The organism is Pseudomonas sp. LAMO17WK12:I5 (assembly GCF_900215165.1).
Classification (GTDB): domain Bacteria; phylum Pseudomonadota; class Gammaproteobacteria; order Pseudomonadales; family Pseudomonadaceae; genus Aquipseudomonas; species Aquipseudomonas putida_A.
The window spans coordinates 503,055-527,508 of sequence record NZ_OBDS01000001.1; the positions used below are offsets into that span (position 1 = coordinate 503,055).

Consider the following 24,454-nt stretch of genomic DNA (forward strand, 5'->3'; position numbering starts at 1 on the left):
AAAAACGCGCGCGCCCAGAGGGCGCCTCCCGCAATGTCTGGCGAACCAGACCTTGCGTTATCGGAGGAACCCTTGGGCGCGCGCGATTAACAGCAATGCTTGAAGCGTATCAGTGCACGTCTTTCCAGTATTCACGCTTGAGCAGGTAGGCGAACACAAAGAAGAACGCCAGGTACAGCAAGACGTAAGTACCGATGCGCTGATGTTGCAGCTTAACCGGGTTAGCCGAGTAAGCCAGGAAGGTTACCAGATTCTTGACCTTCTCATCGAACTGCTCTTCGTTCAGAGCACCGGATTTCGGCACGATGGTCAACTGATCGCACGCTTCATGGGTCAGCGGCGTACCGGTCAGCGGATCGTATTGCTTCTTGCCGTCCTCGACGATCTGCACTTGCTTGCAGCCAACCACCTGGCGACCTTGCAGGCCGACCAGCACGTTAGGCATGCCGACGTTCGGGAAGACCTTGTTGTTCACGCCCCAAGGACGTGCCGGATCTTCGTAGAACGAGCGCAGGTAACCGTAGAGCCAGTCAGTGCCACGCACGCGAGCCACCAAAGTCAGGTCCGGCGGCGCAGCACCGAACCAGGTCTTGGCGTCCGCCGGCTGCATGCCGATGTTCATGTGGTCGCCGATCTTGGCGCCAGTGAACACCAGCTTCTCGAGCATCATTTCGTGGGGAATGCCGAGGTCATCGGCCACCCGCTCGTAACGCTGGAACTTGGCACTGTGGCAACCCATGCAATAGTTGGCGAAGGTTCGCGCGCCATCTTGCAGGGCAGCCTTGTCGGATACATCGATGTCGACTTTTTCCAGCTCCGGACCACCGTGTTCGGCGGCGAAAGACAGCACGGGCAGAGCAGCAAAAATCAGAGCAAAAAATAACTTTTTCATCAGCCAGTCACCCTTTCCGGAACCGGTTTGGTCTTCTCGAGCCTGGTGTAGAACGGCATCAGAATGAAGTAGGCGAAGTACAGGAAGGTGCAGATCTGCGACACCAGCGTGCGCTCCGGCGTCGGAGCGAGTACGCCCAGAATGCCGAGGATCACGAAGGAAATGCAGAACACCACCAGCCATGCTTTGCTCATCCAGCCCTTGTAGCGCATCGATTTGACCGGGCTGCGATCCAGCCACGGCAGCACGAACAACATGGCAATCGAGGCGCCCATGGCGATCACGCCCATGAGTTTGTCCGGGATCGCACGCAAGATCGCGTAGAACGGCGTGAAGTACCAGACCGGGGCAATGTGCTCAGGCGTCTTGAACGGGTTGGCTTGCTCGAAGTTTGGTTTTTCGAGGAAGTAGCCGCCCATTTCCGGGAAGAAGAACACGATAAAGCAGAAGATGAACAGGAACACCACTACGCCGACGATGTCTTTCACGGTGTAGTACGGATGGAAGGCAATGCCATCCAGTGGGACACCGTTTTCGTCTTTGTGCTTCTTGATGTCGACGCCATCAGGGTTGTTCGAGCCGACTTCGTGCAGCGCCAGAATGTGCAGCACCACCAGACCAAGGATCACGATCGGCAGCGCCACGACGTGCAGGGCGAAGAAGCGGTTCAGGGTAATCCCGGAGATCAGGTAGTCACCCCGAATCCACTGGGTCAGGTCGTTACCGATCACCGGAATCGCACCGAACAGCGAGATGATCACCTGGGCACCCCAGTAGGACATCTGACCCCAAGGCAGCAGATAACCCATGAAGGCCTCGGCCATCAGCGCCAGGTAGATCAGCATGCCGAATACCCAGACCAGTTCACGTGGTTTCTGGTACGAACCGTAGAGCAGGCCACGGAACATGTGCAGATAGACCACGATGAAGAACGCCGAGGCGCCGGTGGAGTGCAGCAGACGCAGGATCGAGCCGTACTCGACATCGCGCATGATGTATTCGACGGAAGCGAACGCCTCTTCTGCCGACGGCGTGTAGCTCATCGTCAGCCAGACACCGGTGACGATCTGATTGACCAGCACCAGCAGCGCCAGCGAGCCGAAGAAATAGAAGAAGTTGAAGTTTTTTGGCGCGTAATACTTGCTGAGATGGTCTTCCCACATTTTGGTCGCTGGGAAGCGCGCATCAACCCAATCCATGAACTTGCTCATCACGCTTTCTCCGTATCGACGCCAATGACAATCAGGTCATCGGTCTCATAGGAATGCGGGGGAACTGGCAGGTTCAAAGGCGCGGGTTGCGACTTGTAGACGCGGCCAGCCAGATCGTAGTGGGAGCCGTGGCAAGGGCAGAAATAGCCACCGACCCAGTCTTTACCCAGATCTGCAGGCGCCACTTCGGGACGGAAGGTTGGTGAGCAACCCAGGTGCGTGCAGATCCCGATCAGCAGGAGAATTTCCGGCTTGATCGAACGCACTTCAGGGTCGACATAGGTGGGTTGCGTGGAGTTTTTGGAAGTCGGATCGGAGAGCTGGCCCTCGATCTTCTTGAGATTCCCCAGGATTTCCGCAGTACGGCGGACAATGAACACCGGCTGGCCGCGCCACTCGGCAATCATCTGCTGTCCTGGCTCGATCTTGCTGACATTCACTTTCACCGGTGCACCGGCGGCTTTCGCCTTGGCACTGGGAAACCATGACCCCACGAACGGGACCGCAGCCCCCACCGCTCCTGCAGCACCCACCACGGATGTGGCTGCTACCAAGAAGCGACGCCGGCCTGCATTCACGCCGTCATTGCTCATTCAGTCCTCTCCCATCAGCTTTGTGGCCTGTTAAATCAGGCATCTACTAAATAAATCAATGTTACTTATAAAAATTTTGCCGAGATGGTAATGAAAAGCCCCAATTCTGACAAGGGAATTACCCGGAGCTCATACCCTCAAGCCTTGCAGTATAGGGGGTCTACGAATGTGGCAAGTTGTCACAGCGCAATTCTTTTGATAAATCGCAGGCATAAAAAAACGCCCGGTTCCGTGAGGAATCGGGCGTTCTTTTTTGAACGTGGAAACGAATTAACGCTTCGAGTACTGCGGACGCTTACGCGCTTTACGCAGACCAACTTTCTTACGTTCAACTTCACGGGCGTCGCGAGTAACGAAGCCAGCTTTGCGCAGAGCGCTACGCAGGGTTTCGTCGTAGTCCATCAGAGCGCGAGTGATGCCGTGGCGGATTGCGCCAGCCTGACCACTTACACCACCACCGATGACAGTGACGTAGATGTCGAACTTCTCGACAGTCTCGGTCAGTTCCAGCGGCTGACGAACTACCATGCGGGCAGTTTCGCGGCCGAAGAACGAGTCCAGGGAGCGGTTGTTGATGGAGATGTTACCAGTACCCGGACGCAGGAAAACGCGTGCGGTTGCGGTCTTGCGACGGCCAGTGCCGTAATTTTGAGTCGCCGACATAATGAACTATTCCGTTAAATCTTCAGTTCTTGGGGCTGCTGAGCAGTATGAGGGTGTGCAGCGCCCGCATAGACTTTCAGCTTACGGTACATGTCACGACCCAGCGGGTTCTTAGGCAGCATGCCTTTAACCGCGGTCTCGATCACGCGCTCAGGGGCTTTGGCGATCAGCTTTTCAAAGTTGATCGACTTGATGCCGCCCGGGAAACCGGAGTGGGAGTAGTACATTTTGTCAGTGGTTTTAGCGCCGGTTACACGGATCTGCTCGGCGTTGATTACGACGATGTAGTCGCCGGTATCAACGTGAGGAGTGTACTCAGGCTTGTGCTTGCCACGCAGACGGCTCGCGATTTCGGTGGCCAGACGACCCAGGGTCTGACCAGCAGCGTCGACGACAAACCAGTCGCGCTTTACTGTTTCCGGTTTAGCAGTAAAAGTTTTCATTCTTTATAGCCTCAGGGGCCGCCTGTAAATAAGACGGCGGATCTTACTGAATAGTGCGTACTTTGACAAGTCAAAGGCAGCCGGATACAGACGCTTTCGGGGGCTCGGGTCGGCGCGTCCGTTCAACGGCAAGATTCTTCGGCGGCGGCGCATCACTTCCACTGCAGAAAGAGGTCGGCAATTATGCAGATTGCGAAAAAATTTTCAACCTGCTTTTATGATTGTTTTGCCCAAGGAGCACCCGATGGACTATCGCCAGCTAGGCCGTACCGACCTGAACGTGAGTGCAATCTGCCTCGGCACCATGACCTGGGGCGAGCAAAACACTGAAACTGAAGCCTTCGCCCAGATCGAACGGGCCAAGGAAGCCGGGATCAATTTCATCGACACCGCCGAGATGTACCCGGTGCCGCCGAAAGCCGACACCTACGCCACCACCGAGCGCTACATCGGCAATTACTTCAAGCGTCGCGGCGACCGCGCCGACTGGATCCTAGCCAGCAAGATCGCCGGCCCCGGCAACACCATCGACTACATCCGCGACAAGAACCTGCGCCACAATCGCCAGCACATCACCGCCGCGGTGGATGCCAGCCTCGAGCGCCTGCAGACCGATTACATCGACCTGTATCAATTGCACTGGCCAGAGCGCAGCACCAACTTTTTCGGACAGCTGGGCTACAAGCACAAGATCGAGGCCAACCTGACGCCGCTCGAAGACACGCTCGAAGCGCTCGACGAACAGGTCAAGGCCGGCAAGATCCGCCATATCGGCCTGTCCAACGAAACCCCGTGGGGCACCATGCGTTTTCTTGCCCTGGCCGAAGCCCGTGGCTGGCCGCGTGCGGTGTCGATCCAGAACCCGTACAACCTGCTCAACCGCAGCTTCGAAATCGGTCTGGCGGAAATCGCCATCCGTGAACAGTGCGGCCTGCTCGCCTACTCGCCGCTGGCGTTCGGTTTCCTGTCCGGCAAGTACGAAGGTGGCGCTCGTCCACCGAAAGGTCGCCTGAGCCTCTACAGCCGCTTCAGCCGCTATTTCAACGCGCAATCGGAAGCTGCCTGCAGCCGCTATGTGGCATTGGCCCGTGAACACGGTCTGGATCCGGCGCAAATGGCACTGGCGTTCGTCACCCAGCAACCGTTCGTCACCAGCAACATCATTGGTGCGACGACGCTTGCGCAACTGGACAGCAACATTGCCAGTTTTGATCTGAAACTTTCCGATGAAGTGCTGGCGGGAATCGAGGCGATTCACAAGGATCACCCGAACCCGGCGCCTTGATCAATCCCTAAAAGCTTCGCGAGCAAGCCCGCTCCCACAGGTACGGTGATCCCTGTGGGAGCGAGCCTGCTCGCGAAGAGGCCCGTCAATGCAGCGAAGATCAAAGCGACCGCGCAATGATCTCCTTCATGATTTCATTGGTGCCGGCATAGATGCGCTGCACGCGCGCATCCGCCCACGCCCGGGCCACCGGGTATTCCCACATGAAGCCGTAGCCGCCATGCAACTGCACGCACTCGTCGAGCACCTTGCATTGCAGGTCGGTGCCCCAGTATTTGGCCATCGCCGCTGTCGGAACGTCGAGCTTGCCCTGCAGATGCAGCTCCAGGCACTTGTCGACAAATACTCGGCCGATCTGAATCTCGGTAGCCATTTCCGCCAGTTTGAAGCGGGTGTTCTGGAAGTCGGCAATCGCCTTGCCGAACGCTTTGCGATCACGGGTGTAATCCAGCGTCCACTTCAGCGCAGCTTCGGCTGAGGCCAAACCACCGATCGCCACCGTGAGACGTTCCTGCGGCAATTCCTGCATCAGGTAGGCAAACCCTGCCCCGGCCTGCCCCAACAGGTTTTCCTTGGGAACACGCACGTCCTGGAAGAACAATTCCGACGTGTCCTGAGCCTTCATTCCGACCTTCTCCAGGCGTTTGCCCTTCTCGAAGCCCGGCGTATTCGCTTCCACCACAAACAGGCTGGTGCCCTTGGCGCCGGCCTTCGGATCAGTCTTGGCGACGACGATCACCAAATCAGCGAGGAAGCCGTTGGTGATGAAAGTCTTGGAGCCGTTGATCACGTACTCGTCGCCATCCAGCACCGCCGTGGTCTTGACCCCTTGCAGGTCGGAACCGGCACCCGGTTCGGTCATGGCAATCGCACTGACCATCTCGCCAGAGACCAGTTTCGGCAGGTATTTGTGCTTAAGCGCTTCGCTGCCGTAATGCAGGATGTACGGTGCGACGATGTCCGAATGCAGCGAAAAGCCGATACCGGTCAGACCCAAGCGACCGACCTCTTCGATCACCACCGCGCTGTACAGAAAGTCCGCGCCCAGGCCGCCGTATTCTTCCGGCAGGTGTGAGCAGAGCATCCCCGCCTCCCCGGCCTTGTTCCACAGCTTGCGGTCGATGTGGCCTTGTTTCTCCCATTGCGCATGGAACGGCACAGCCTCTTTTTCGAGGAAGGTTCGTACGCTGTCGCGGAACAATTCGTGCTCGGAGCTGAACAAGGTTCTGGGGATCATGCGGCACCTTTCATTCTTGTTGGAGGAATATGACCTTCAGAGACTAAGCCTCACCTCCGACACAGGACACTGGACACATCCGACAAAAAATAAGACGATCCAGCCGTCTGGTGACCACTTTCCCTTATAAAAACAAAACAAAAGTTGAATTATGTCCAAGCAAGTCTCCACGCCCTTGCGGCGCGTCAGCATCCTGGCAATCGACCGGGTTTTCGCATCCACTCTCATGCAGGCCAAGGATTTCTTCCATCTGGCCAGCCTGCGTTACGGCAAACAACTGGGCCACGGCCTGACACCGGCGTTTGAAACCCGCCTGGTCAGCCCCGACGGCAAACCGGTGAACAGCTTCAGTGACGTGATGATGCCGGTGGACGGCGGCCTGGAAAACGCCGACGTCATCATCCTCCCGGCGTTCTGGGACGACTTTGAAACCCTGTGCGGCCGTTATCCACAAATCCTGCCGTGGCTGCGCGAGCAGCATGCCCGCGGCGCAGTGCTCTGCGGCGAAGCCACCGGGGTATTCTGGCTGGCCGAGGCCGGACTGCTCAATGGCAAGGAAGCGACCACCTACTGGCGTTTCTTCAATGCCTTCGCCGAGCGCTTCCCCAAGGTGTACCTCAATCAGGACAAGCACCTGACCGACGCTGACAACCTGTATTGCGCCGGCGGCACCACTTCGGCCTGCGACCTCTATATCTACCTGATCGAACGCTTCTGCGGCGCCAACGTGGCGCAAGCCGTGGCCCGCGACATTCTGTATGAAGTGCAGCGCAGCTATTCGCCGGGACGTATCGGTTTCGGTGGGCAGAAGTTGCACCAGGACGTGATCATCCTGCAGATCCAGCACTGGCTCGAAGAGCATTTCGCCGACAAGTTCCGCTTCGAAGACGTGGCCCGCGAGCACGGCATGAGCATCCGCAACTTCATGCGCCGCTTCCAGACCGCCACCGGCGACAAACCGCTGCACTACCTGCAACGGTTGCGTATAGAGACCGCCAAGGGCTTGCTGTCCGGCAGCCGCAAGAGCATCAAGACCATCAGTTATGAGGTCGGTTACGACGATGCGAGCTTCTTTGCGCGGCTGTTCCGCCAGCACACCGAGCTGTCGCCGAACCAGTATCGGCAGCAGTTTCAGCAGGCTGCGTAGCCCCCTGAACAAACACAAAATCTGTGGGAGCTGGCTCGCCAGCGATGGCGTCATGTCAGGTGATATCTATTTCTCTGACAAACCGCTATCGCTGGCAAGCCAGCTCCCACAGGGATTGCAGTGCATTAGAGATTTTTTCAGCGCATAAAAAGGGCCTGCAATTGCAGGCCCTTTTTCTTTGCCGAATCTGTTTAAGGCTTGTGCGCCCGCGACAGGAATTCGTGCGATTGCATCTCCAGCAGACGGCTGAGCGTACGCTGGAATTCGAACGTCAGGCGTCCGCCGGTGTACAGGTCTTTCAACTCGACTTCGGCAGAAATGATCAGCTTGACGTTACGGTCGTAGAACTCGTCGACCATGTTGATGAAACGCCGGGCGATGTCGTCGGTGGTGACGCTCATCTGCTCGACGCCGCTGAGCAGCACCGCGTGGAAGATCTTGCCCAGTTCGATGTAATCGTTCTGGCTGCGCGGGCCGTCGCACAGTTCGCGGAAGTCGAACCAGGCCACGTCGTCGCAGGTGCGCAGGGCGCGAATTTCGCGGTTCTCGATGATCAGCACATCGTTTTCCACCGCTGCCGTGCATTCCGGCGTCAGGGCCTTGAAGCTCTTGCGCAGGCTTTCATGGGCGGCTTCGTCCAGCGGATAGTGGAACAGCTCCGCTTGTTCGAGGTGGCGCAGACGGTAGTCGACACCGCTGTCGACGTTGACGATTTCGGTGTTCTGCTTGATCAGCGCGATGGCCGGCAGGAAGCGCGCGCGCTGCAGACCGTCCTTGTACAGGCCGTCCGGAACGATGTTCGAGGTCGCGACCAGGGTCACGCCGTTCTTGAACAGCTCTTCCATCAGCGTGCCGAGGATCATCGCGTCGGTGATGTCCGAAACGAAGAATTCATCGAAGCAGATCACTCGCGACTCGGCCGCAAAGCGCTTGGCGATGATGGTCAGCGGGTTTTTCTCGCCGCCGAGGGTTTTCATCTCTTCGTGCACACGCTTCATGAAGCGGTGGAAGTGGGTGCGGGTCTTTTCCTTGAACGGCAGCGCTTCAAAGAAGGTGTCGACCAGATAAGTCTTGCCGCGACCCACACCGCCCCAGAAGTACAGGCCCTTGACCGGCGTCTGATCCTTCTTGCCAAACAGCTTGCCCAGCAAACCCGGCTTGTTCTGCTCGGCCGCGATCAGATCGTCGTACAGGCGCTGCAGATGACGCACGGCAGTTTCCTGCGCGGCGTCATGGAAGAAGTCCGGGCGTTTCAGATCAGCTTGGTATCGTTCTAGGGGCGTCATAATTCGTTAGCAAGGCAACAAAAACGGGCCGTCACTGTAGCGACGGCCCGTAGGAATGGCAATCAGCCCTTGGTCGGGCCGCGCCGCGGATTAGTCCTGAACCGGGGTCAGCGCAACGCGCAGAGCCTCGATGGCCGCGTCTCGCGCAGCAGTATCGGCGAACGCCGGGCTGTCGCCAACGCACTCGCCTTCCAGCCACACGCTGAAGCTCAGGTCTTGATTGCGAATGTCCAGCGCCTGACCGGCTTGCAGTTGTTTGGTCACTTGGCCTGCAGTTTTGCCGTCGGCGAAGTTGCGCGACAGCAATAGTTGCTCGCCATCAGCCGCCAGCAGACGGAAGCGGAAGCTGCCGTCGTCTTCACGGAAGCTGACGAAACGTGCAGCTTTCACGGCTTTCTTTTTGCTGGTCGCCGCGACTTGCACCTGATTGACGAACGAACGCAGGCCGACCGCTTCACGCAGTTCGTTGAGGAACGGCGTCGCCACCGCACGAGCCTTTTTCGCGCCGTGTTGCAGGATGTCTTCCAGATCCGCCGGGCGCTCGATCAACTGGTGATAGCGCTCGCGGGACTCGCCCAGTTCATTGTCGAGCAACTGGAACAGACGATTCTTCGCCTCGCCCCAACCCAGACCGCCGAGCAGTTCGCTGCGGAATTCGTCCGCCTGCGCCGGTGTGGCGAACGCCTGAAACAGAGTGAACAGGTGCGAGTTGTCCGGATCTTTGGCTTCGCCCGGCGCTTTGGAGTCGGTGACGATCCGCGAGATCGCGTCCTTCATCTCTTTGGCGCTGGAGAACAGCGGGATGGTGTTGTCGTAACTCTTCGACATCTTGCGCCCGTCGAGGCCGGGCAAGGTCGCCACGCTTTCCTCGATCAGCGCTTCGGGCATGGTGAAGAACTCCTTGCCCTGGCCGAACAGGTGGTTGAAGCGCTGGCCGATGTCGCGGGCCATTTCCACGTGCTGGATCTGGTCGCGACCGACCGGCACCTTGTGCGCGTTGAACATCAGAATGTCCGCCGCCATCAGCACCGGGTAGCTGTAGAGGCCCATGGTGATCCCAGAATCCGGGTCCTCGCCGGTTTCGACGTTCTTGTCCACCGAGGCCTTGTAGGCGTGCGCCCGGTTGAGCAAGCCTTTGGCGGCGACGCAGGTCAGCAGCCAGGTCAGCTCGGGGATTTCCGGGATGTCGGACTGGCGATAGAAGGTCACACGGTCGACATCCAGGCCACCGGCCAGCCAGGTCGCGGCGATTTCCAGACGCGAGCGCTGGATGCGCAGCGGGTCATCGCATTTGATCAGGGCGTGGTAGTCGGCCAGGAAGTAGAACGAATCGGCATTGCTGTCGCGGCTGGCGAGGATCGCCGGGCGGATGGCGCCGGCGTAGTTGCCCAGGTGCGGCGTGCCGGTGGTGGTGATGCCGGTGAGGATACGGGTACGGTTCGTCATGGGTAATCGCTTGTCAGACTGCAATCAATTCGAGAGACGCGGCAGGATCAGATCCTTGAGATCGGTCAGCTTGCCATGAAAAAAGTGTCCGCATTCTGCCACTTTCAGCAGCTCATGGGGGCGCTGGAGTTTTTCCGACCAGTCGTAGACCAACTGCGGATCGATCACTTCGTCGGTTTCCGGCTGGATCACGGTCAGCTCGCCGTGCTGTGGCAGTTGATCCTGATCGCCCAGGCGCATCACCGCCGGCGCGACCATGAACAGCTGCTTGAGCTGCACGCCTTGGGCTTCGAGACGACCGCCGAGACTTGCTGCAACAAATCCACCGAAGGAGAAACCGAACAGGGTCAGCGGCAGCTCCGGATGCTTTTCCAGTAGCCATGCTGCGGCAGCCTGAGCGTCGTCGACTTCACCGCTGCCCATGTCGTGGGAGCCTTCGCTGGCACCGACGCCGCGATAGTTGAAGCGCAAGGTGATCAAACCTGCGTCGCGCGCAGTGCGCTGCAGGGTCGAGACGACTTTGTTGAGCATGGTGCCGCCCTGCACCGGGTTTGGATGGCAGATCAGCGCGATGCCGACTGGCTGCTCGTTATCGAGGTACAGCGCTTCGATTTGGCCGACTGGGCCGGCAATCACTACAGGGGTTTCACGCATCAGCAAGGAAGGAACTCCGTGACCTCGAATCGGGTCGACTCGTCTAGCAAATTGTCTGTGCCAATCTATTGCGAGTGAATCGCGGTATACAGCGCAGGTTCGAGCCGTTAACGTAAAGCAAAGCCGTTTATAGAGGAAGGACTCGTGGAACACTCGCTCTTAGTTTGGTTGTTACCGACTCTTGCCCTGGTTGTGGGTGTCGCCATTGGATTCCTGATCGCTCGCGTCGCACCGAATGCCGCGCCGAGCCGCACGCAGCGTCAACTGGATGATATCCAGGAGCGTTTCGACAGCTATCAAAACGAGGTGGTCACCCACTTCAACAGCACCGCGATGCTGGTCAAGAAGCTGACCCAGAGCTATCAGGAAGTGCAGGATCATCTCGCCGAGGGTGCCAACCGCCTGGCCCTGGACGAGCAGACCCGTCAACGCCTGATCGCCGCTTTGCACGCCGATGCCGCGCAGGCACCGCGCGAACGCCTGACGCCGCCGCGCGACCAGGAGCCGCCACGCGACTACGCACCGAAAGCCCCGAACTCGCCTGGCATGCTCGATGAGCATTATGGTTTGAAGAAGTAATCAGTCTTCGCTGCAAGCAAATAGCCCCCGGACAATTCGGTTGTCCGGGGGCTTTTTTTGTATCTGATGATTTGAGGGTGATTGGTCCGGCCCCTTCGCGAGCAAGCCCGCTCCCACAGGGTCATGTGGTGAACGCAGATTCTGTGAACAACACCCATCCCTGTGGGAGCGGGCTTGCTCGCGAAAGGGCCAGCACGGGCAACCCCAAAAAAATGCCCGGTCACAAGACCGGGCATTTCTTCACTCAAGCATTCACTTACGGATACTGCTGAACCGTCCCCGGCTGTTGCTGCTGACCACCATACTGCTGACCTGGAATCGCTTTCAGGTTGACCTCGACGCGGCGGTTCTGCGCGCGGCCATTGACGTCACCGTTGCTGGCAATCGGGTTATCCGGGCCGGCGCCACGGGCCGAGAGGTTGGCACCGCTGACACCTTGCGAGGTCAGGTAGGTGGCCACGCTCTGCGCACGACGCTGAGACAGGTCCATGTTGTGCTGGCGGCTGCCGGTGCTGTCGGTGTAGCCGACGATTTCGATCTGGTTCTGGTTGAACTCTTTCAGCGAGTTCGCCAGATTGTTCAGCGGCTGATAGAAGCTTGGCGCGATGTTCGCCGAATCGGTGGCGAAGGTGATGTTGCCTGGCATGATCAGCTTGATCTGATCGCCCTGGCGCTGCACTTCAACCCCGGTGTTGGCCATGCTGGCGCGCAGCTTTTTCTCTTGCTGGTCGGCGTAGTAACCGTAACCGGCCGCCGAGGCACCAACGACCGCCGCGCCGATCAAGGCACCCTTGCCACGGTTGTTGTGGTCGATGGCGGCACCTGCCAAGGCGCCGGCCAGCGCACCGAGACCGCCGTACTTGGCGGTTTTGCTCATGCCTTGCGAGCCACCGTCGGCCTGCCCCTGATTGTCATACGGGTTGGGCGAGGCGCAGCCGGCCAACATGGCCACAGCGGTAGCAACAATAATCAAACGAGGCGTGGTGAACATGAAGAGCTCCTGGTTTTTTTCGCATTCTGTGTGGCAGCGGCCCTAGGCAATAGACCTGTGCGGGCGTTGGATCATGACAATGCCGAAAAATTCCGCCGCACACTCATGACAAAATGTTTAGGCGCGCACGAACGGGTTTTCCCGCATTTCATCCCCGAGACGCGTGTCCGGACCATGCCCGGCAACCACGATTGCGTCTTCGTCGAGGGTGTACAGCCGCTGCTTGATCGATCGCACGATGGTCGCCTGATCGCCGCCCCACAAATCCGTGCGCCCTACCCCGCGACGAAACAGCGTGTCGCCGGCAATCAACAGCTTAGCCTCGGAAAACCAAAAGCTCATGGAACCGGGCGTATGTCCCGGCGTATGCAGCGCCACGCCGCAGCCGCAGGCCAGTTCTTCATCGTCGCTCAACCAGCGATCCGGCGACGGTACCGGGGTGTAGGGCACACCGAACATCTGGCATTGCATTTCGAGGTTGTCCCACAGGAACTGGTCTTCCTTGTGCAGATGCAGGGTTGCGCCAGTCTTTTCCTTCATCTGCCCGGAGGCGAGGAAATGATCGAGATGCGCGTGGGTGTGGATGATGCTGACCACTTTCAAACCGTGGGCATCGAGGCGCGCCATGATCAGATCGGGGTTGCCGCCCGGATCGACGACGATGGCTTTTTTAGTGATCGGGTCGCCGATGATCGTGCAGTTGCACTGCAGCGGGCCGACGGGGAAGGTTTCGCGGATGAGCGCAGGCGCTGGAACAGTCATGGGGCAATCCTGATCAATATTCGACGGCGGCGAAAACCGCTGATGCCGAAGATTTTAGCGGGACTAGATCATTAACCCCAGCGCCTTGGCGCGGGCCACCGCCTGGGTACGCCGCTCAACCCCCAACTTGCTGTTGATATGGCTGGCATGGGTTTTCACCGTATGCAGCGAGATGAACAGTTGCTCGCTGATTTCCTGATTGGAACAGCCCTGGGCAATCAAACGCAGCACCGCCAGCTCGCGACTGCTGAGTTGTTCGGCAGATCCAGATTCAATGACAGGACGGGCAACCACCAGCGGAAAATGCGTCAGCAACTGCTGTCCTGCCAGTGCTGGCGAGTTTTGCAGCTGGCTGCGCAGCCAGTCCGGATGCGCTTTGATCAAGGCGTCAAATGGCTGTATCACGCCGCCCGCCGCCGCTTCCAGCGCCTGGTTCAATGCTTTGCGTGCCTCGGATTCGCGACCACTGCTCAGCAGCAAATTCACTTTCTGCGCCAGCGCCATCACACACAGTAACTGGCGCCCGGTTTGCTGACCGTTTTCCAGCAACACATTCAACCGCCCTTCGGCGAGCATCGGCTGGCCCTTGATCACGTCGAGCAACGCTTGTTGCAATTCCACATGCAGCGGCAGCTGTGGATGAAATTCCGGTGGTGCGGCTGCACGTTCGCCGGTGTAGGTCTGGCCCAGTCGCGCCAGCCAGGCTTCGGCCAGATCAGTGCGGCCTTGCGCCAACCACAGTTCGCATTTGACCAGGGTGATCATCGCCAGATAGTAGATCGGCGGCACATCCCAGATATGCATCAGACGCTCGGCTTCAGCGAGTTCGGCGAAGGCCTTGGCGAACTCGCCGACGCTGCCGTCGAGACGGGCGATCACGCAGTGACCGATCAATACGCTGATATCCCGGCAGGCCCGCGCTTCGGCCAGACCGCTCAGCAATCGGGCCCGGGCCTGCTGCGGTTGCAAGCGCATCGACAGCAGAAAACCTTCATACAGCGTCAGCCGTGCACGCACCGCGTACAGACGTTGCGCCGACAACCCGCGCAGACGATCAAGACCCTGATGCACCTCATCCAGGGCGCGCAGAATTTCCCCGCGCGATTGCAGGACCCGCGCCCGGTCGTAATGCGCCAAGGCTTCGAACAACGGATTGCCGACCCGCTGCGCCAGCTCGAGGGATTCTCGATTCAAGCCCCGCGCACGCCACAGGTCACCGTCGGCAATCGCCAGATTGGACAAGGTCGACAGGCACATCAGGCGTTGCCCGTAACGTTTCACCGGCAGGCTTTCCAGCGCTTCGCTGCAATAGCGCTGGGTCAGCTCACGATGCCCTCGCCCGCGGGCGATGATGCCGCTGAGCGCCAGCCATTGCGCGAGCATCGACTTCTGCGCCGAAGCCGAAGGCGCAGGCAGGAAACGACTTAAATGACTGGCCAGCTCTTCAGCGGCATCCAGCTGACAGGCCAGCCCGAGCGCCCAGCTATAGAGCACGATCAAGCGTGGCGTGCTGATCAGCAGGCTGTCGGGCAAGTCCATTTTCCAGCGCAGCAGCATGCCCACGTTCTGCTCGGCGAGCAGTTGTTCCTCGGACAGGTTCTGCACCAGATTCGCTGCGACATCCAGATGGCCGGCGCGCAAGGCCTGCTCCACCGCTTCGTCGAGCAGCCCTTGAGCATTGAACCAGCGACAGGCGCGCAGGTGCAGGGTCGCCGCCGGCACCAGCGTCTGGGTCACGGGACGGCTGCGCAGCAGATCGGAAAACAAATGGTGATAGCGATACCAGTGACCGTGTTCGTCCAGCGGCACCAGAAATACCTGATGCGCCAACAGAAACCGCAGGATTTCGGCGCTGTCGTGGGCTTCGCGCACCGCGTCGCACAGCTCGCTGCAAAAGCGCTCTTGAGGGGCGGTGTCGTAGAGAAACGCCTGCACCTCGGCCGGCAGGCAATCGATCACTTCTTCCAGCAGGTAATCGCGGATCAGCCCTTCCCCGCCGTTCAGCGCGGGTGGCAACGGAGCCCCGCTGCCAGCCTCGGAGACCGCAAGCAACCAGAAACGCAGTCCGGCCACCCAGCCTTCGCTGCGCTGGATCAGGTTTTCCAGCGCTTCGCCGCGCAATGAACTGCTGTGTCGATCAAGCAGCGTCAGGGCCTCATCGTGGGTCAGGCGCAAGTCCTGCTCATGCAGTTCGAGCAACTGGCGCGACAGGCGCAGACGCGCCAGATGCCAGTCCGGGCGCTGCCGACTGGTGACCATGACCAGCAAGCCATCGGGAAGATGATTGAGGAAAAACTGCAGGCAACGGTCGAGTACCGGGCCTTGGGCGAGATGGTAGTCGTCGAGCACCAGCAACAGCGGCGCCGTCGGTTGCAGTTGCAGGGCCAGTTCATCGAGCAAACCATCGAGCCATTCTTCGAAGGCGAACGGCTGATGGCGCTGGCGCATCTTCAACAGGCCGAGTGCACGACTGCCCAGATCCGGAAAGTAGTCCTGCAGTCCCTCCAGCAATCGCTCGAGAAACCGCCCCGGATCGTTATCCCGTGGGCTCAATCCCAGCCAGAGACTTTGCCAGTGCCCCGGCAGGCTCTGACAGAACTCCACCGCCAGCGAACTCTTGCCGAACCCGGCCGGAGCGCACACCAGTAACAGACGTCCACCGAGCCCGGTTTGCAGGCGCTCGCAGAGACGTGGCCGCAAGACGTATCCGTCCGGCAGCGGAGGACGGAAAAAACGTCCGTCCAGTGCCGCGACGGCAACGCTTGCGGGACCCGGAAGTGGGGACAGATCAGTCATGGCCGGCTCTTGTTCGAATGGCTGTTGGCGGCGTAGCAGATGTCCGCAGCCTAGCCTTAAACGTAGCGGTTATGAAGGTTGCTGCTACAAATGGCTACAAAAAGACTGTCGAGAGCCGGCAGCTCCTACAAAATCAACGCCAAAAAAAACGCCCCGAACCAGTCGGGGCGTTTTTTCGAGGATGCGGCCTCGGGTCAAAGCTTAGCGGATACCGTCCTGGCCCAGGTTGCCCGGCTGGAATTCACTCTTGGTGGCAGAGAAACCGAAGTCATACGCTGATTTTTCTTCGTTCTTCATGCCCAGCGCCAGGTAGCGACCCGATTGCAGGTCGTACAGGGCTTCCAGCGCGTACCACGGCACTTGCTTGTCGTAGTAATCCTCGGCATGCGCTTCGGCGACACGCCACAGCTGACCGCGACCGTCGTAGTGGTCGATGACCGCTGCCTGCCAGGTGTCTTCGTCGATGTAGAAGTCACGTTTGGCATAGATATGGCGCTGACCCGGTTTCAGGGTGGCGACCACGTGCCAGACACGACGCAACTCGTAACGGGTCAGGTCCTGGTTGATATGGCCGGCCTTGATGATGTCGGCGTACTTGAGAGTCGGCGAGTCGATCTTGTAGCTGTTGGAGGCAATGTACATCTCTTTCTTGCCTTCGAGCTTCCAGTCGTAGCGATCCGGCGCACCGTTGTACATGTCGAGGTTGTCGGAGGTACGCAGACCGTCCGCCGCAGTGCCCGGGCCGTCATAGGACACTTGCGGTGCCTGACGCACACGACGCTGACCAGTGGCGTAGACCCACGCCTTGCGCGGCTCCTTCACCTGGTCGAGGGTTTCGTGCACCAGCAGTACGGTACCGGCCAGACGTGCCGGCGCGGTCACTTTCTGCTTGAAGTAGAACAGGATGTTGCCTGGGTTGGCCGGATCGTAATCCTTCATCTTGTCGCGGAACACGAACTGGTCCTGGAAGTACACCAGGCTGAACGAGCCGTTGGTTTGCGGAGTCGCCTGGGTCACCAGACGGGTCACGCTGCCACCGCGATAGCGGGTGATGTGGTTCCAGATCACTTCCAGACCGCTTTTCGGAATCGGGAACGGCACGGCAGTGTCAAAGTTTTCCAGACCGTTGCCGCCAGCCACCAGATTGGTGGTGGTGGCGTTTTTCTTGATCGCGGCGAACACGTCATCCGGCACGGTCGAGCCGCGATGGGACGGATAAACCGGAATCTTGAAGGTGTCCGGGTAGCGCTTGAACATCGCGTACTGGCCCGGAGCAAGCTTGTCCTTGTACTGCTCGACGTTCTGCGCGGTGATGGTGAACAGCGGTTTTTCACTGCCGAACGGATCGGACAGGAAGCCCTTGCTGTCGACCGTGCCGGCATTTTTCGCCAACGGTTTCCAGGCAGGGATCGAACCGTCGGCGTTGCCGGCCATTTCGGCGCCCATCGGGGTCAGGCTCTTGCCCAGCTTGTCGGCTTCGGCGGCGGGAACGGCCGCCATGACACTGGTCGCCAGCAGCGACAAACCCAGAACACCCGCGTGGAACAGACTCTTTGTTATTTTCATATGTGTGTTCGTCCTGAAAAAACTGTGCTTAGAAGTTCACGCCGACGCTCAAGGCCACGAAGTCACGATCGTCCACGGTCGTGTAGTCGCCGCCAAAGAAGTTGGTGTAGGCCAGGCTCGCCGTGTAGGTGTTCTGGTATTCGGCATCGAGACCGAGGCTGATGGCCTTGCGACCTTCCTCGAAGTTGCCGCCAGGGCCTGGCGAGTAACCTTTCACGTCGTGCGACCAAGCCACGTTCGGCTTGAGGTTCACACCGGCAAACACGTCGCTGTAATCCCAAATGGCACGAGCGCGATAGCCCCACGAAGTGGCCGTGGTGAAACCGTCGTTGTTGCAGTTGCTGGAAACGTTGTCGCGCGAAGCCCCCGGCCCGGCACCGTTGATGGTGGAGGTGTTGAGGATCTGCGAGCAGGTGTTGAGACCTCCCGTGGCAGGCAGTTCGCCCGGGCCGAACACCGGATCGCGGCCGTAACGGGCTTCGGATTTGCTTTCCAGACCACCGACGTGGGTCACGCCGACTTCACCCACCAGGGTCAGCCGGTTGGCGCCCATCACCTGATCGAAGAAGTGCGTCAGGGTGGTTTGCAGCTGGGTGATTTCTTTACGGTTGTAACCGTGCAGATCCTGGCCCGGCACGCCGTTGAGGACCGACGCATTGGTCAAGGCGCCACCCAGCGGACGTACGCCGGCGAACAGAATGTCGGTGGAGTTCAACTGAACCGGCGCATTCGGCCGGTAGCTGACTTCACCGCTCCACGCCGTACCGGTAGGCAGGGTAGTGGAGAAGCTCAGACCGTAGAGGCGAATGTCCTCAGGGTATTCGATGAAGTAGTTCGAGTTGCCTGCGACTACCAGTGGCCCCAGCGCCTGGAACGGCCCCGGCAATGCCGCCACGCCGTTATAGATCGACTGTGGCGCGCCGGTGGCGCTGAAGATCGGCGCACGGCTGTGGTAGTTCATGAAGTAGGCGCCGAACTCGGTGGCCAGCGGGTCGAACATGTACTTGGCGGAAACGCCCCACTGCCCGCTGTCACGCGCGTTGCGGTTGGGCGAACGGCGCACCAGCACGCCCTCTTCGTTGACGTCGACACCAGCGTTGGCCAACGGCCCGAGCGCAATACCCGGAATGGTCGAACGCTTGTTCAGTACCCGCAGGTTGTCGTCGCAACCGGTGGTGACGATGTCCGGCTGCGAGAAAAAGGTGCCGCAGTTGTCGGTCACGGTCTTCTGCCAGTCGATCTGGTAGAAACCTTCGGCCGAGAGGTTTTCGGTAATGCTCTGGGACACGTAGAACATGTTGACCGGGATCAGGCCTTCCTTGATCTCGGCACCCGGACGGCGGAACGCGGACACGTCGATCGGGTTGATCGAGTTGATGCCGCCACCGATGAAGGTACTTTCGCCCCAGTTCACCACCTGCTTGCCCAGACGCACCGAACCTGGCTCATCGGCAATCGAGTAGTTGTGGTAGACGAAGGCGTCGAGGATCTGCCCGCCGGAAGAACGCGCCGCGACGTCGCGGTTGTGGTTGCTGACGTCCTTGTATTCCAGGTCCTGATTCTGCAGCGCGAAGTCGTACCAGTATTTGCCCCGGACGAAGACCCCGGTGTCGCCGTATTTCAGTTCCAGATCATGGATGCCCTTGAAGATCTTCGAGAAGGCTTGCCCGCTCTTGAAGTTCAGGTGGCCGTTGTCGGAGGTCTGGGACAGGCCCTTGCCGCCGTTGTTGACACCAATAAGGTCCTTGTTCGGCTGCTGGGTCGAGATACTCATGCCCAGGGAGAGCGAGGAGTCGAACTGACCTTCGATTTCACCGACGTTGAAACTGACGCCGAATGCGGGCCCGGCGAGCGTAGAGGCAAGACTGACGGCCAGAGGCAGTTTAGCCCGGCGCCAGAACTGGTTTACTGATGTCATCGACGCTACTCCATGTGCATTATTGTTATGGCAGTGAGTACTTTTAAAAACGCCTGGAAGACCGGGAGCCAGTAGCCACCCGACGTCACTCCAAAGTTGCATCGCCCCTGTTCGTGCGTGTGCCCCGTTCTTAAAAATCCTTGAGCGGACTATAGCCAGCAGGGGGTACTGCTTGATCCCTCTAAAGTGTGATTTGCAGCTGCCGGCCACTCTGGAACAGTCCTTTCGCCAGTCCGACAGATGTCGGCACGGCAAGGATGGCTGAATTTTTCGATTTAACAAGCCAAGCGCTTGCTTGGTGAGTCTGGCGCGCCGGTTTCGGCGCGCCAGCAGACACTCAAAGTGTCGAAAGGAAGGTGCTGTTGTTGGCCTGCCATTCGGTGATGTCGAGGCGGATGCGCTTCTTGTCGAGCTTGCCGACACTGGTCTTGGGAATTTCCGTAACAAGGGCGATCTGGCTTGGAATCGCCCACTTGCTCAAGTGCCCCAGTTCCACGAACGGCTTGAGGTGTTCCTTGAGCTCGCGCGCCCCGATCTCGTGCCCTTCGCGGATCACCAGCAGTGCAAACGGCCGCTCGCCCCATTGCGGATCGGCGATGCCCACCACTGCTACTTCACGTACCGCCACATGACGGCTGATCAGGTCTTCGAGGTCCAGCGAGGAAATCCATTCGCCGCCAGTCTTGATCACATCCTTGATGCGGTCGCGGATGTCGATCACGCCCATGCTGTCGAGCGTTGCCACATCGCCGGTGTGCAGCCACCCACCGGCCCAGAGCTCGGCGCCCTTCTGCGGTTCGTTGAAATAGCCTTCGGTGAGCCACGGCGCGCGCAGCACCAGTTCGCCCTGGGTTTCGCCGTCGGCGGGGAGGAAGTTGCCCTCGGCGTCGACGATCGCCGCTTCCACCAACGGCCCCGGCACACCGGCCTTGATCCGGTAAGTGGTGCGTTCGTCTTCGGTGCCGGCCATCAACTCGTCGTTCAAATGCGCACAGGAAACCAGTGGCCCGGTCTCCGACATGCCGTACGCCGCCGTCAACTGAATGCCCCGGGCCTTGGCGGTTTCATACAGCGTGCGGTTCAGCGCACTGCCACCGATGACGATCTTCCAGCCGCCAAAGTCGGTGCCCTGCGCGCCTTTGGCGTTGAGCAGCATCTGCAGGATGGTCGGCACGCAGTGGGAGAACGTGACCTTCTCCTTGCGCCACAGCTCGACGAGGAATTCCGGGTCGTAACGCCCCGGATAAACCTGCTTGAGCCCGAGCATGGTTGCCACGTACGGCAAACCCCAGGCATGCACATGGAACATCGGGGTAATCGGCATGTACACGTCGTTGGTGCCGAGCAGGCGCACGCTGTCGATCGCGCCCATGATCGTCGACACGCCCATGGTGTGCAGCACCAGTTGCCGATGGGTGAAGTACACACCTTTCGGGTTACCGGTGGTGCCCGTGGTGTAGAAGGTAGTGGCGACCGAGTTCTCGTCGAAATCCTCAAAGTCGTATTGCGCACTCGCGGCGGCCAGCAGTTGCTCGTACTCGCCGACCAGATTCGGCAGCTCGGCGGTCTTTTCCGGCAGATCGGTCAGCAGCAGGGTTTTCTCGACGGTGGTCAGGTGCGGCGCGATGGCCTGGTACAGCCCGACGAACTCGCTGTTGACCAGCACGAAGCGGTCCTCGGCGTGGTTCATGGTGTAGAGGATCTGCTCCGGCGACAGACGCACGTTGATGGTGTGGATCACCGCGCCGATCATCGGAATGGCAAACATGCATTCGAGGTAGCGATGGCTGTCCCAGTCCATCACCGCCACGGTGTCACCCGCCTTCACCCCGGCCGCCGTCAATACGTTGGCCAGCCGCGCCACCCGCTCGATCAGGGTCGGATAGCTGTAGCGCAACTGGTCTCGGTAGATGATCTCGCGGGTTTTCTCGTAACGGGCGCCGGACATCAGCAGCCGTTTGATCAGCAATGGATACTGGTAGGCCCCATCGGCCGGGGGAATGACGCGAGTCTGCAACATATGAATCCCTTTTCTGGCTGCACGGTGTTGGCGTAGAGAGCGTTACTCTAGAGCCGTTATACCCCAGTCAAATCAGCCGAAGGAATGATTTGCACAGCCGTACAAATGCTAGCTTTGCGCCAGCATTTGTCGGTATTTCAGCGCCGTTCAGGCCGTTTGCCCTACAGCCGCTTCTGAAGGCGTCCGTGGGAAAACCAGCGCAGCAAGGAAGGTCAATGCGCCGAAACCCGCCAGAATCAAGTAAAGCCCGACAAAACCATGGCGCGGTTCGATGTAGGCAATCAGCGGAATCGCTGTCGCACTGGCGCCGAACGACAGGCAGTAACGCAGGGCGAAAACCCGCGATTGCCACTGCGGCGCGACGAAATTGGCGACCATCGAGTCGTTCACCGTCACCTGACCGAACACCACGAACATGAACGCCGCACCGAGCACGATCACTGCCCAACCATCGACATACGCCATGGCGTACAACAGCGGCGCCTGAAACAGCGTCAACACAATAAACGGCCATTTCAAGCTGACTCGGTGCAGCACCTGGCCAATGCTCAACTGCGCCACTGCACCAAAGGCATACGCCAGGCTGACCACCACGCCGAGGGTTTGCGGTGAGGCGAACAAATCATGCAGACGTTCCTGAAACAGCTTCGGGTAGGTCATGGTGGTGGCGTTGAACACCACGCCACCGGTGGCCGTCGCCAGTGCCAGCACACCGAACACCATGAGCATCGAAATCCGCTGCCCGGCAGCGCCCTTCAGTGCGGTGTGTGGACGCTGCGGGATCGGCTCTTCACGCACCTGCACGGCAAAGCCGATTCCCAGCATGATCGCCACCACCCCCGGTAACACAAAGGCCGACCGCCAGCCGAACTGCGCCACCAGCAACCCGGTGATCAGCGCCGAGAACGCCACGCCGAGGTTGCCCCACATGCCATTGATGCCGATCTCCCGCCCGCGATTCTGCGCGTAGGCCACCAGCATCGCGGTGCCCACCGGGTGGTAGATCGCGGCGAAAATTCCGATCAGGGTCAACCCGATCACCAGCATCGTCGGGCTGGTGCTCAGCCCGGTGAAGATTGCCGAAGCGCCGATGCCGAAGAAGAACACCAGCATCATCTGCCGCCGGCTCCAGTGATCGCCCAGCCAGCCGGCCGGTAACGAACAGGCGCCAAAGGCAATGAACCCACCCAGCGAAAGGCCGATCAGCGCGGCGTAGTCGAGGCCGAAGGCCTGGGTCATGCCGAGCACGGCGGCGGGAAAAATCAGCATGAACATGTGATCGATCACATGGGCGGCGTGGACGTAGCGAATGACGTTTCGAGATTGATTCATGGCGGCACGCTTGTGTTTGTTATGGGCGGATTGTTGTCAGCGGCTTTATGCTAAGTTGGCGAAAAAGCGCATACCTGCCAACCAGGTCATCAAACCCGACATGTTGATCAGCCATTTCGAACACGGCCCGGTGAGTGCCTATCCCCGGGATTATCTGGACGGCGCGCACCAGTCGCTGCACCTGCATCGCGAGGCGCAGTTGCTGTATGCGGTCCGAGGGATCATGCGGGTGGTCACCGACCTCGGTGCCTGGGTGATTCCGCCAAGCCGCGCAGTGTGGATTCCGCCGCAAGTCGCGCACGAGATTTTCATGTCCGGCGATGTGCAGATGCGCTCGCTGTTCATTGCCCCCGAGCTGTCACCGGCCAGCCTGCAACAGTGCTGCGTGCTGGCGGTGACGCCGCTGTTGCGCGAGTTGATCCTGCGCGCCGTTCAAGGCCCGCCGCACGCGGATAATCCGCTGATCCAGCAGTTGATGCTGGAAGAGCTCGCCAGCCTGGAAAACCTGCCGCTGCACATTCCAATGCCCACCGACCGACGCCTGCAGAACATCTGTCTGGCGTTGCTGCACACACCGGATCACCCCAACACCCTGGAAGACTGGGCGCAGCAGGTCGGCGCCAGCTCACGCACTCTGGCGCGGCTGTTCCAGCGACAACTGAAGATGAGCTTCAACGCCTGGCGCCAGCAACTGCGCCTGATGGAAGCGCTACCGCGCCTGCTCGCCGGGGACAGCGTGCAGCGCGTGGCGCGGGATCTGGGTTACGGCAGCGCGCGGGCGTTCAGCGCGATGTTTCGCCGTTTGCTCGGGGACAATCCCCGGGAGTACCTGAATAATCTGAGCAAACTCAGCGAGCTTGTGTAAGGCCCTGTGGGAGCGAGCCTGCTCGCGAAAGCGGTCTTTCAGCCACCAGTAATGTCGACTGATCCAACGCATTCGCGAGCAGGCTCGCTCCCACAGTTTTAAGTCGCGGTTCTGAGATCAATGCATCTCGGTAAACGCGATTTTCACGCCGAGAGCGATCAGCACCGCGCCCATGGTGCGGTCGAACCAATGGCCCATGCGGGCAAAACCGGCACGTACACGTTGCTGACTGAACAGCATCGCCACCAGGCAGAACCAGAAAGCGGTCGCAACGGCCAGGTAAACCCCATAACCGGCCTGCACCGACAGTGGCGTGTGCGGGTTGATCACCACGGTGAACAGCGACAGGAAGAACAGCGTGGCTTTCGGGTTCAGACCATTGGTCACGAAACCCGAGGTGAACGCGCCGCGCGCGGTGCGCACGCCGGCCTCTTTGTGCAAATCATCGGCCACGACTTTCGCCGGCTGCGCGCGCAGCGCCTTGAAGCCGATGTACAGCAAGTAAGCGGCGGCGGCCCATTTCAAGGCGTTGAACAGCACGATCGACTGCGACACGATCAGGCCGATGCCCAGCAGCGAATAACCCACATGCAGGAAAATCGCCGTGCCCACACCCAGCGCGGTCCAGGTGCCGGCGCGACGACCATGGGTCACGCTCTCGCGCACCACCACGGCAAAGTCCGGGCCGGGGCTGGCCACGGCCAGCAGGTGGATCAGTGCAACGGTCAAGAACTCGGTCCAGTACATGGGGGCTCCTCTGGGGGTGAT

Annotated in this window: 21 protein-coding genes; 4 read left to right on the plus strand and 17 right to left on the minus strand. The window is 59.7% G+C overall.

The annotated features are described in order from the left end of the window. Nucleotides 1-109: 109 nt before the first annotated feature. The 5 genes from CRO59_RS02285 to rplM form a co-directional block, all read right to left on the minus strand. Entirely contained in the window at nt 110-892 is a 783-nt protein-coding gene (locus CRO59_RS02285; protein ID WP_007917027.1) for a cytochrome c1, read from the minus strand. Continuing rightward, a complete protein-coding gene (locus CRO59_RS02290) occupies nt 892-2,103 on the minus strand; it encodes a cytochrome bc complex cytochrome b subunit (RefSeq protein WP_027612190.1) in 1,212 nt (403 codons plus the stop codon). The genes CRO59_RS02285 and CRO59_RS02290 overlap by 1 nt, the downstream gene beginning before the upstream one ends. Next, nucleotides 2,103-2,696, minus strand: coding sequence for a ubiquinol-cytochrome c reductase iron-sulfur subunit (petA, locus tag CRO59_RS02295; RefSeq protein ID WP_003228055.1), 594 nt, complete (start codon nt 2,694-2,696; stop codon nt 2,103-2,105). The genes CRO59_RS02290 and petA overlap by 1 nt, the downstream gene beginning before the upstream one ends. Before the next feature lie 270 nt (nt 2,697-2,966). Further along, nucleotides 2,967-3,359, minus strand: coding sequence for a 30S ribosomal protein S9 (gene rpsI, locus CRO59_RS02300; RefSeq protein ID WP_007961615.1), 393 nt, complete (start codon nt 3,357-3,359; stop codon nt 2,967-2,969). 14 nt (nt 3,360-3,373) lie between these two features. Beyond that, the gene (rplM, locus tag CRO59_RS02305) at nt 3,374-3,802 is read right to left on the minus strand and encodes a 50S ribosomal protein L13 (RefSeq protein WP_003228062.1); all 429 of its coding nucleotides are present in this window, start codon (nt 3,800-3,802) and stop codon (nt 3,374-3,376) included. Nucleotides 3,803-4,046: 244 nt separating this feature from the next. Here rplM and CRO59_RS02310 point away from each other — a divergent pair, with 244 nt between their 5' ends. After that, nucleotides 4,047-5,087 carry an NADP(H)-dependent aldo-keto reductase gene (locus CRO59_RS02310; protein WP_097086220.1) on the plus strand — a complete coding sequence of 347 codons (1,041 nt, stop codon included), beginning with the start codon at nt 4,047-4,049 and terminating at the stop codon, nt 5,085-5,087. Nucleotides 5,088-5,187: 100 nt separating this feature from the next. Here CRO59_RS02310 and CRO59_RS02315 read toward each other — a convergent pair whose 3' ends face one another. After that, on the minus strand, nt 5,188-6,324 hold the full coding sequence (locus CRO59_RS02315; protein ID WP_003228064.1) for an acyl-CoA dehydrogenase family protein: 1,137 nt from the start codon (nt 6,322-6,324) through the stop codon (nt 5,188-5,190). Between the two features lie 250 nt (nt 6,325-6,574). Here CRO59_RS02315 and CRO59_RS02320 point away from each other — a divergent pair, with 250 nt between their 5' ends. After that, nucleotides 6,575-7,471: a GlxA family transcriptional regulator gene (locus tag CRO59_RS02320; protein WP_171061848.1), complete on the plus strand. Its 897-nt coding sequence runs from the start codon at nt 6,575-6,577 to the stop codon at nt 7,469-7,471. 191 nt (nt 7,472-7,662) lie between these two features. Here the strand turns inward: CRO59_RS02320 and zapE are convergent, their stop codons facing one another. The 3 genes from zapE to CRO59_RS02340 form a co-directional block, all read right to left on the minus strand. Continuing rightward, nucleotides 7,663-8,757, minus strand: a complete 1,095-nt coding sequence (gene zapE / locus CRO59_RS02330) for a cell division protein ZapE (RefSeq protein ID WP_007961607.1) — start codon at nt 8,755-8,757, stop codon at nt 7,663-7,665. Nucleotides 8,758-8,847: 90 nt separating this feature from the next. Next, nucleotides 8,848-10,203: a tryptophan--tRNA ligase gene (locus CRO59_RS02335; protein ID WP_097086224.1), complete on the minus strand. Its 1,356-nt coding sequence runs from the start codon at nt 10,201-10,203 to the stop codon at nt 8,848-8,850. Between the two features lie 24 nt (nt 10,204-10,227). After that, nucleotides 10,228-10,857, minus strand: a complete 630-nt coding sequence (locus tag CRO59_RS02340; RefSeq protein ID WP_097086289.1) for an alpha/beta hydrolase — start codon at nt 10,855-10,857, stop codon at nt 10,228-10,230. 144 nt (nt 10,858-11,001) lie between these two features. On the opposite strand from CRO59_RS02340, the gene CRO59_RS02345 reads away from it, so the two are divergent. Further along, the gene (locus CRO59_RS02345; protein ID WP_007961596.1) at nt 11,002-11,436 is read left to right on the plus strand and encodes a YhcB family protein; all 435 of its coding nucleotides are present in this window, start codon (nt 11,002-11,004) and stop codon (nt 11,434-11,436) included. Nucleotides 11,437-11,692: 256 nt separating this feature from the next. On the opposite strand, the gene CRO59_RS02350 is transcribed toward CRO59_RS02345, so the two are convergent. From CRO59_RS02350 to CRO59_RS02380, 7 genes are all read right to left on the minus strand, one after another. Continuing rightward, nucleotides 11,693-12,427 (minus strand): OmpA family protein, encoded by a 735-nt coding sequence (locus CRO59_RS02350; RefSeq protein WP_007961595.1) that lies wholly within the window; start codon nt 12,425-12,427, stop codon nt 11,693-11,695. 117 nt (nt 12,428-12,544) lie between these two features. Continuing rightward, nucleotides 12,545-13,189: an MBL fold metallo-hydrolase gene (locus tag CRO59_RS02355; protein ID WP_027612196.1), complete on the minus strand. Its 645-nt coding sequence runs from the start codon at nt 13,187-13,189 to the stop codon at nt 12,545-12,547. A 63-nt stretch (nt 13,190-13,252) separates the two neighbouring features. Beyond that, nucleotides 13,253-15,985 (minus strand): LuxR C-terminal-related transcriptional regulator, encoded by a 2,733-nt coding sequence (locus CRO59_RS02360; protein WP_027612197.1) that lies wholly within the window; start codon nt 15,983-15,985, stop codon nt 13,253-13,255. Nucleotides 15,986-16,186: 201 nt separating this feature from the next. Beyond that, the gene (locus tag CRO59_RS02365; protein ID WP_096797152.1) at nt 16,187-17,551 is read right to left on the minus strand and encodes a DUF1329 domain-containing protein; all 1,365 of its coding nucleotides are present in this window, start codon (nt 17,549-17,551) and stop codon (nt 16,187-16,189) included. 28 nt (nt 17,552-17,579) lie between these two features. Further along, entirely contained in the window at nt 17,580-19,469 is a 1,890-nt protein-coding gene (locus CRO59_RS02370) for a DUF1302 domain-containing protein (RefSeq protein ID WP_096797153.1), read from the minus strand. 337 nt (nt 19,470-19,806) lie between these two features. After that, entirely contained in the window at nt 19,807-21,489 is a 1,683-nt protein-coding gene (locus CRO59_RS02375) for a fatty acid--CoA ligase (RefSeq protein ID WP_097086226.1), read from the minus strand. Between the two features lie 147 nt (nt 21,490-21,636). Then, nucleotides 21,637-22,821 carry an MFS transporter gene (locus CRO59_RS02380; protein ID WP_097086228.1) on the minus strand — a complete coding sequence of 395 codons (1,185 nt, stop codon included), beginning with the start codon at nt 22,819-22,821 and terminating at the stop codon, nt 21,637-21,639. A 100-nt stretch (nt 22,822-22,921) separates the two neighbouring features. On the opposite strand from CRO59_RS02380, the gene CRO59_RS02385 reads away from it, so the two are divergent. Next, a complete protein-coding gene (locus CRO59_RS02385) occupies nt 22,922-23,686 on the plus strand; it encodes a helix-turn-helix domain-containing protein (protein ID WP_097086291.1) in 765 nt (254 codons plus the stop codon). Between the two features lie 117 nt (nt 23,687-23,803). Here the strand turns inward: CRO59_RS02385 and CRO59_RS02390 are convergent, their stop codons facing one another. Next, on the minus strand, nt 23,804-24,433 hold the full coding sequence (locus CRO59_RS02390) for a LysE family translocator (protein WP_097086230.1): 630 nt from the start codon (nt 24,431-24,433) through the stop codon (nt 23,804-23,806). Between the last annotated feature and the right edge of the window lie 21 nt (nt 24,434-24,454).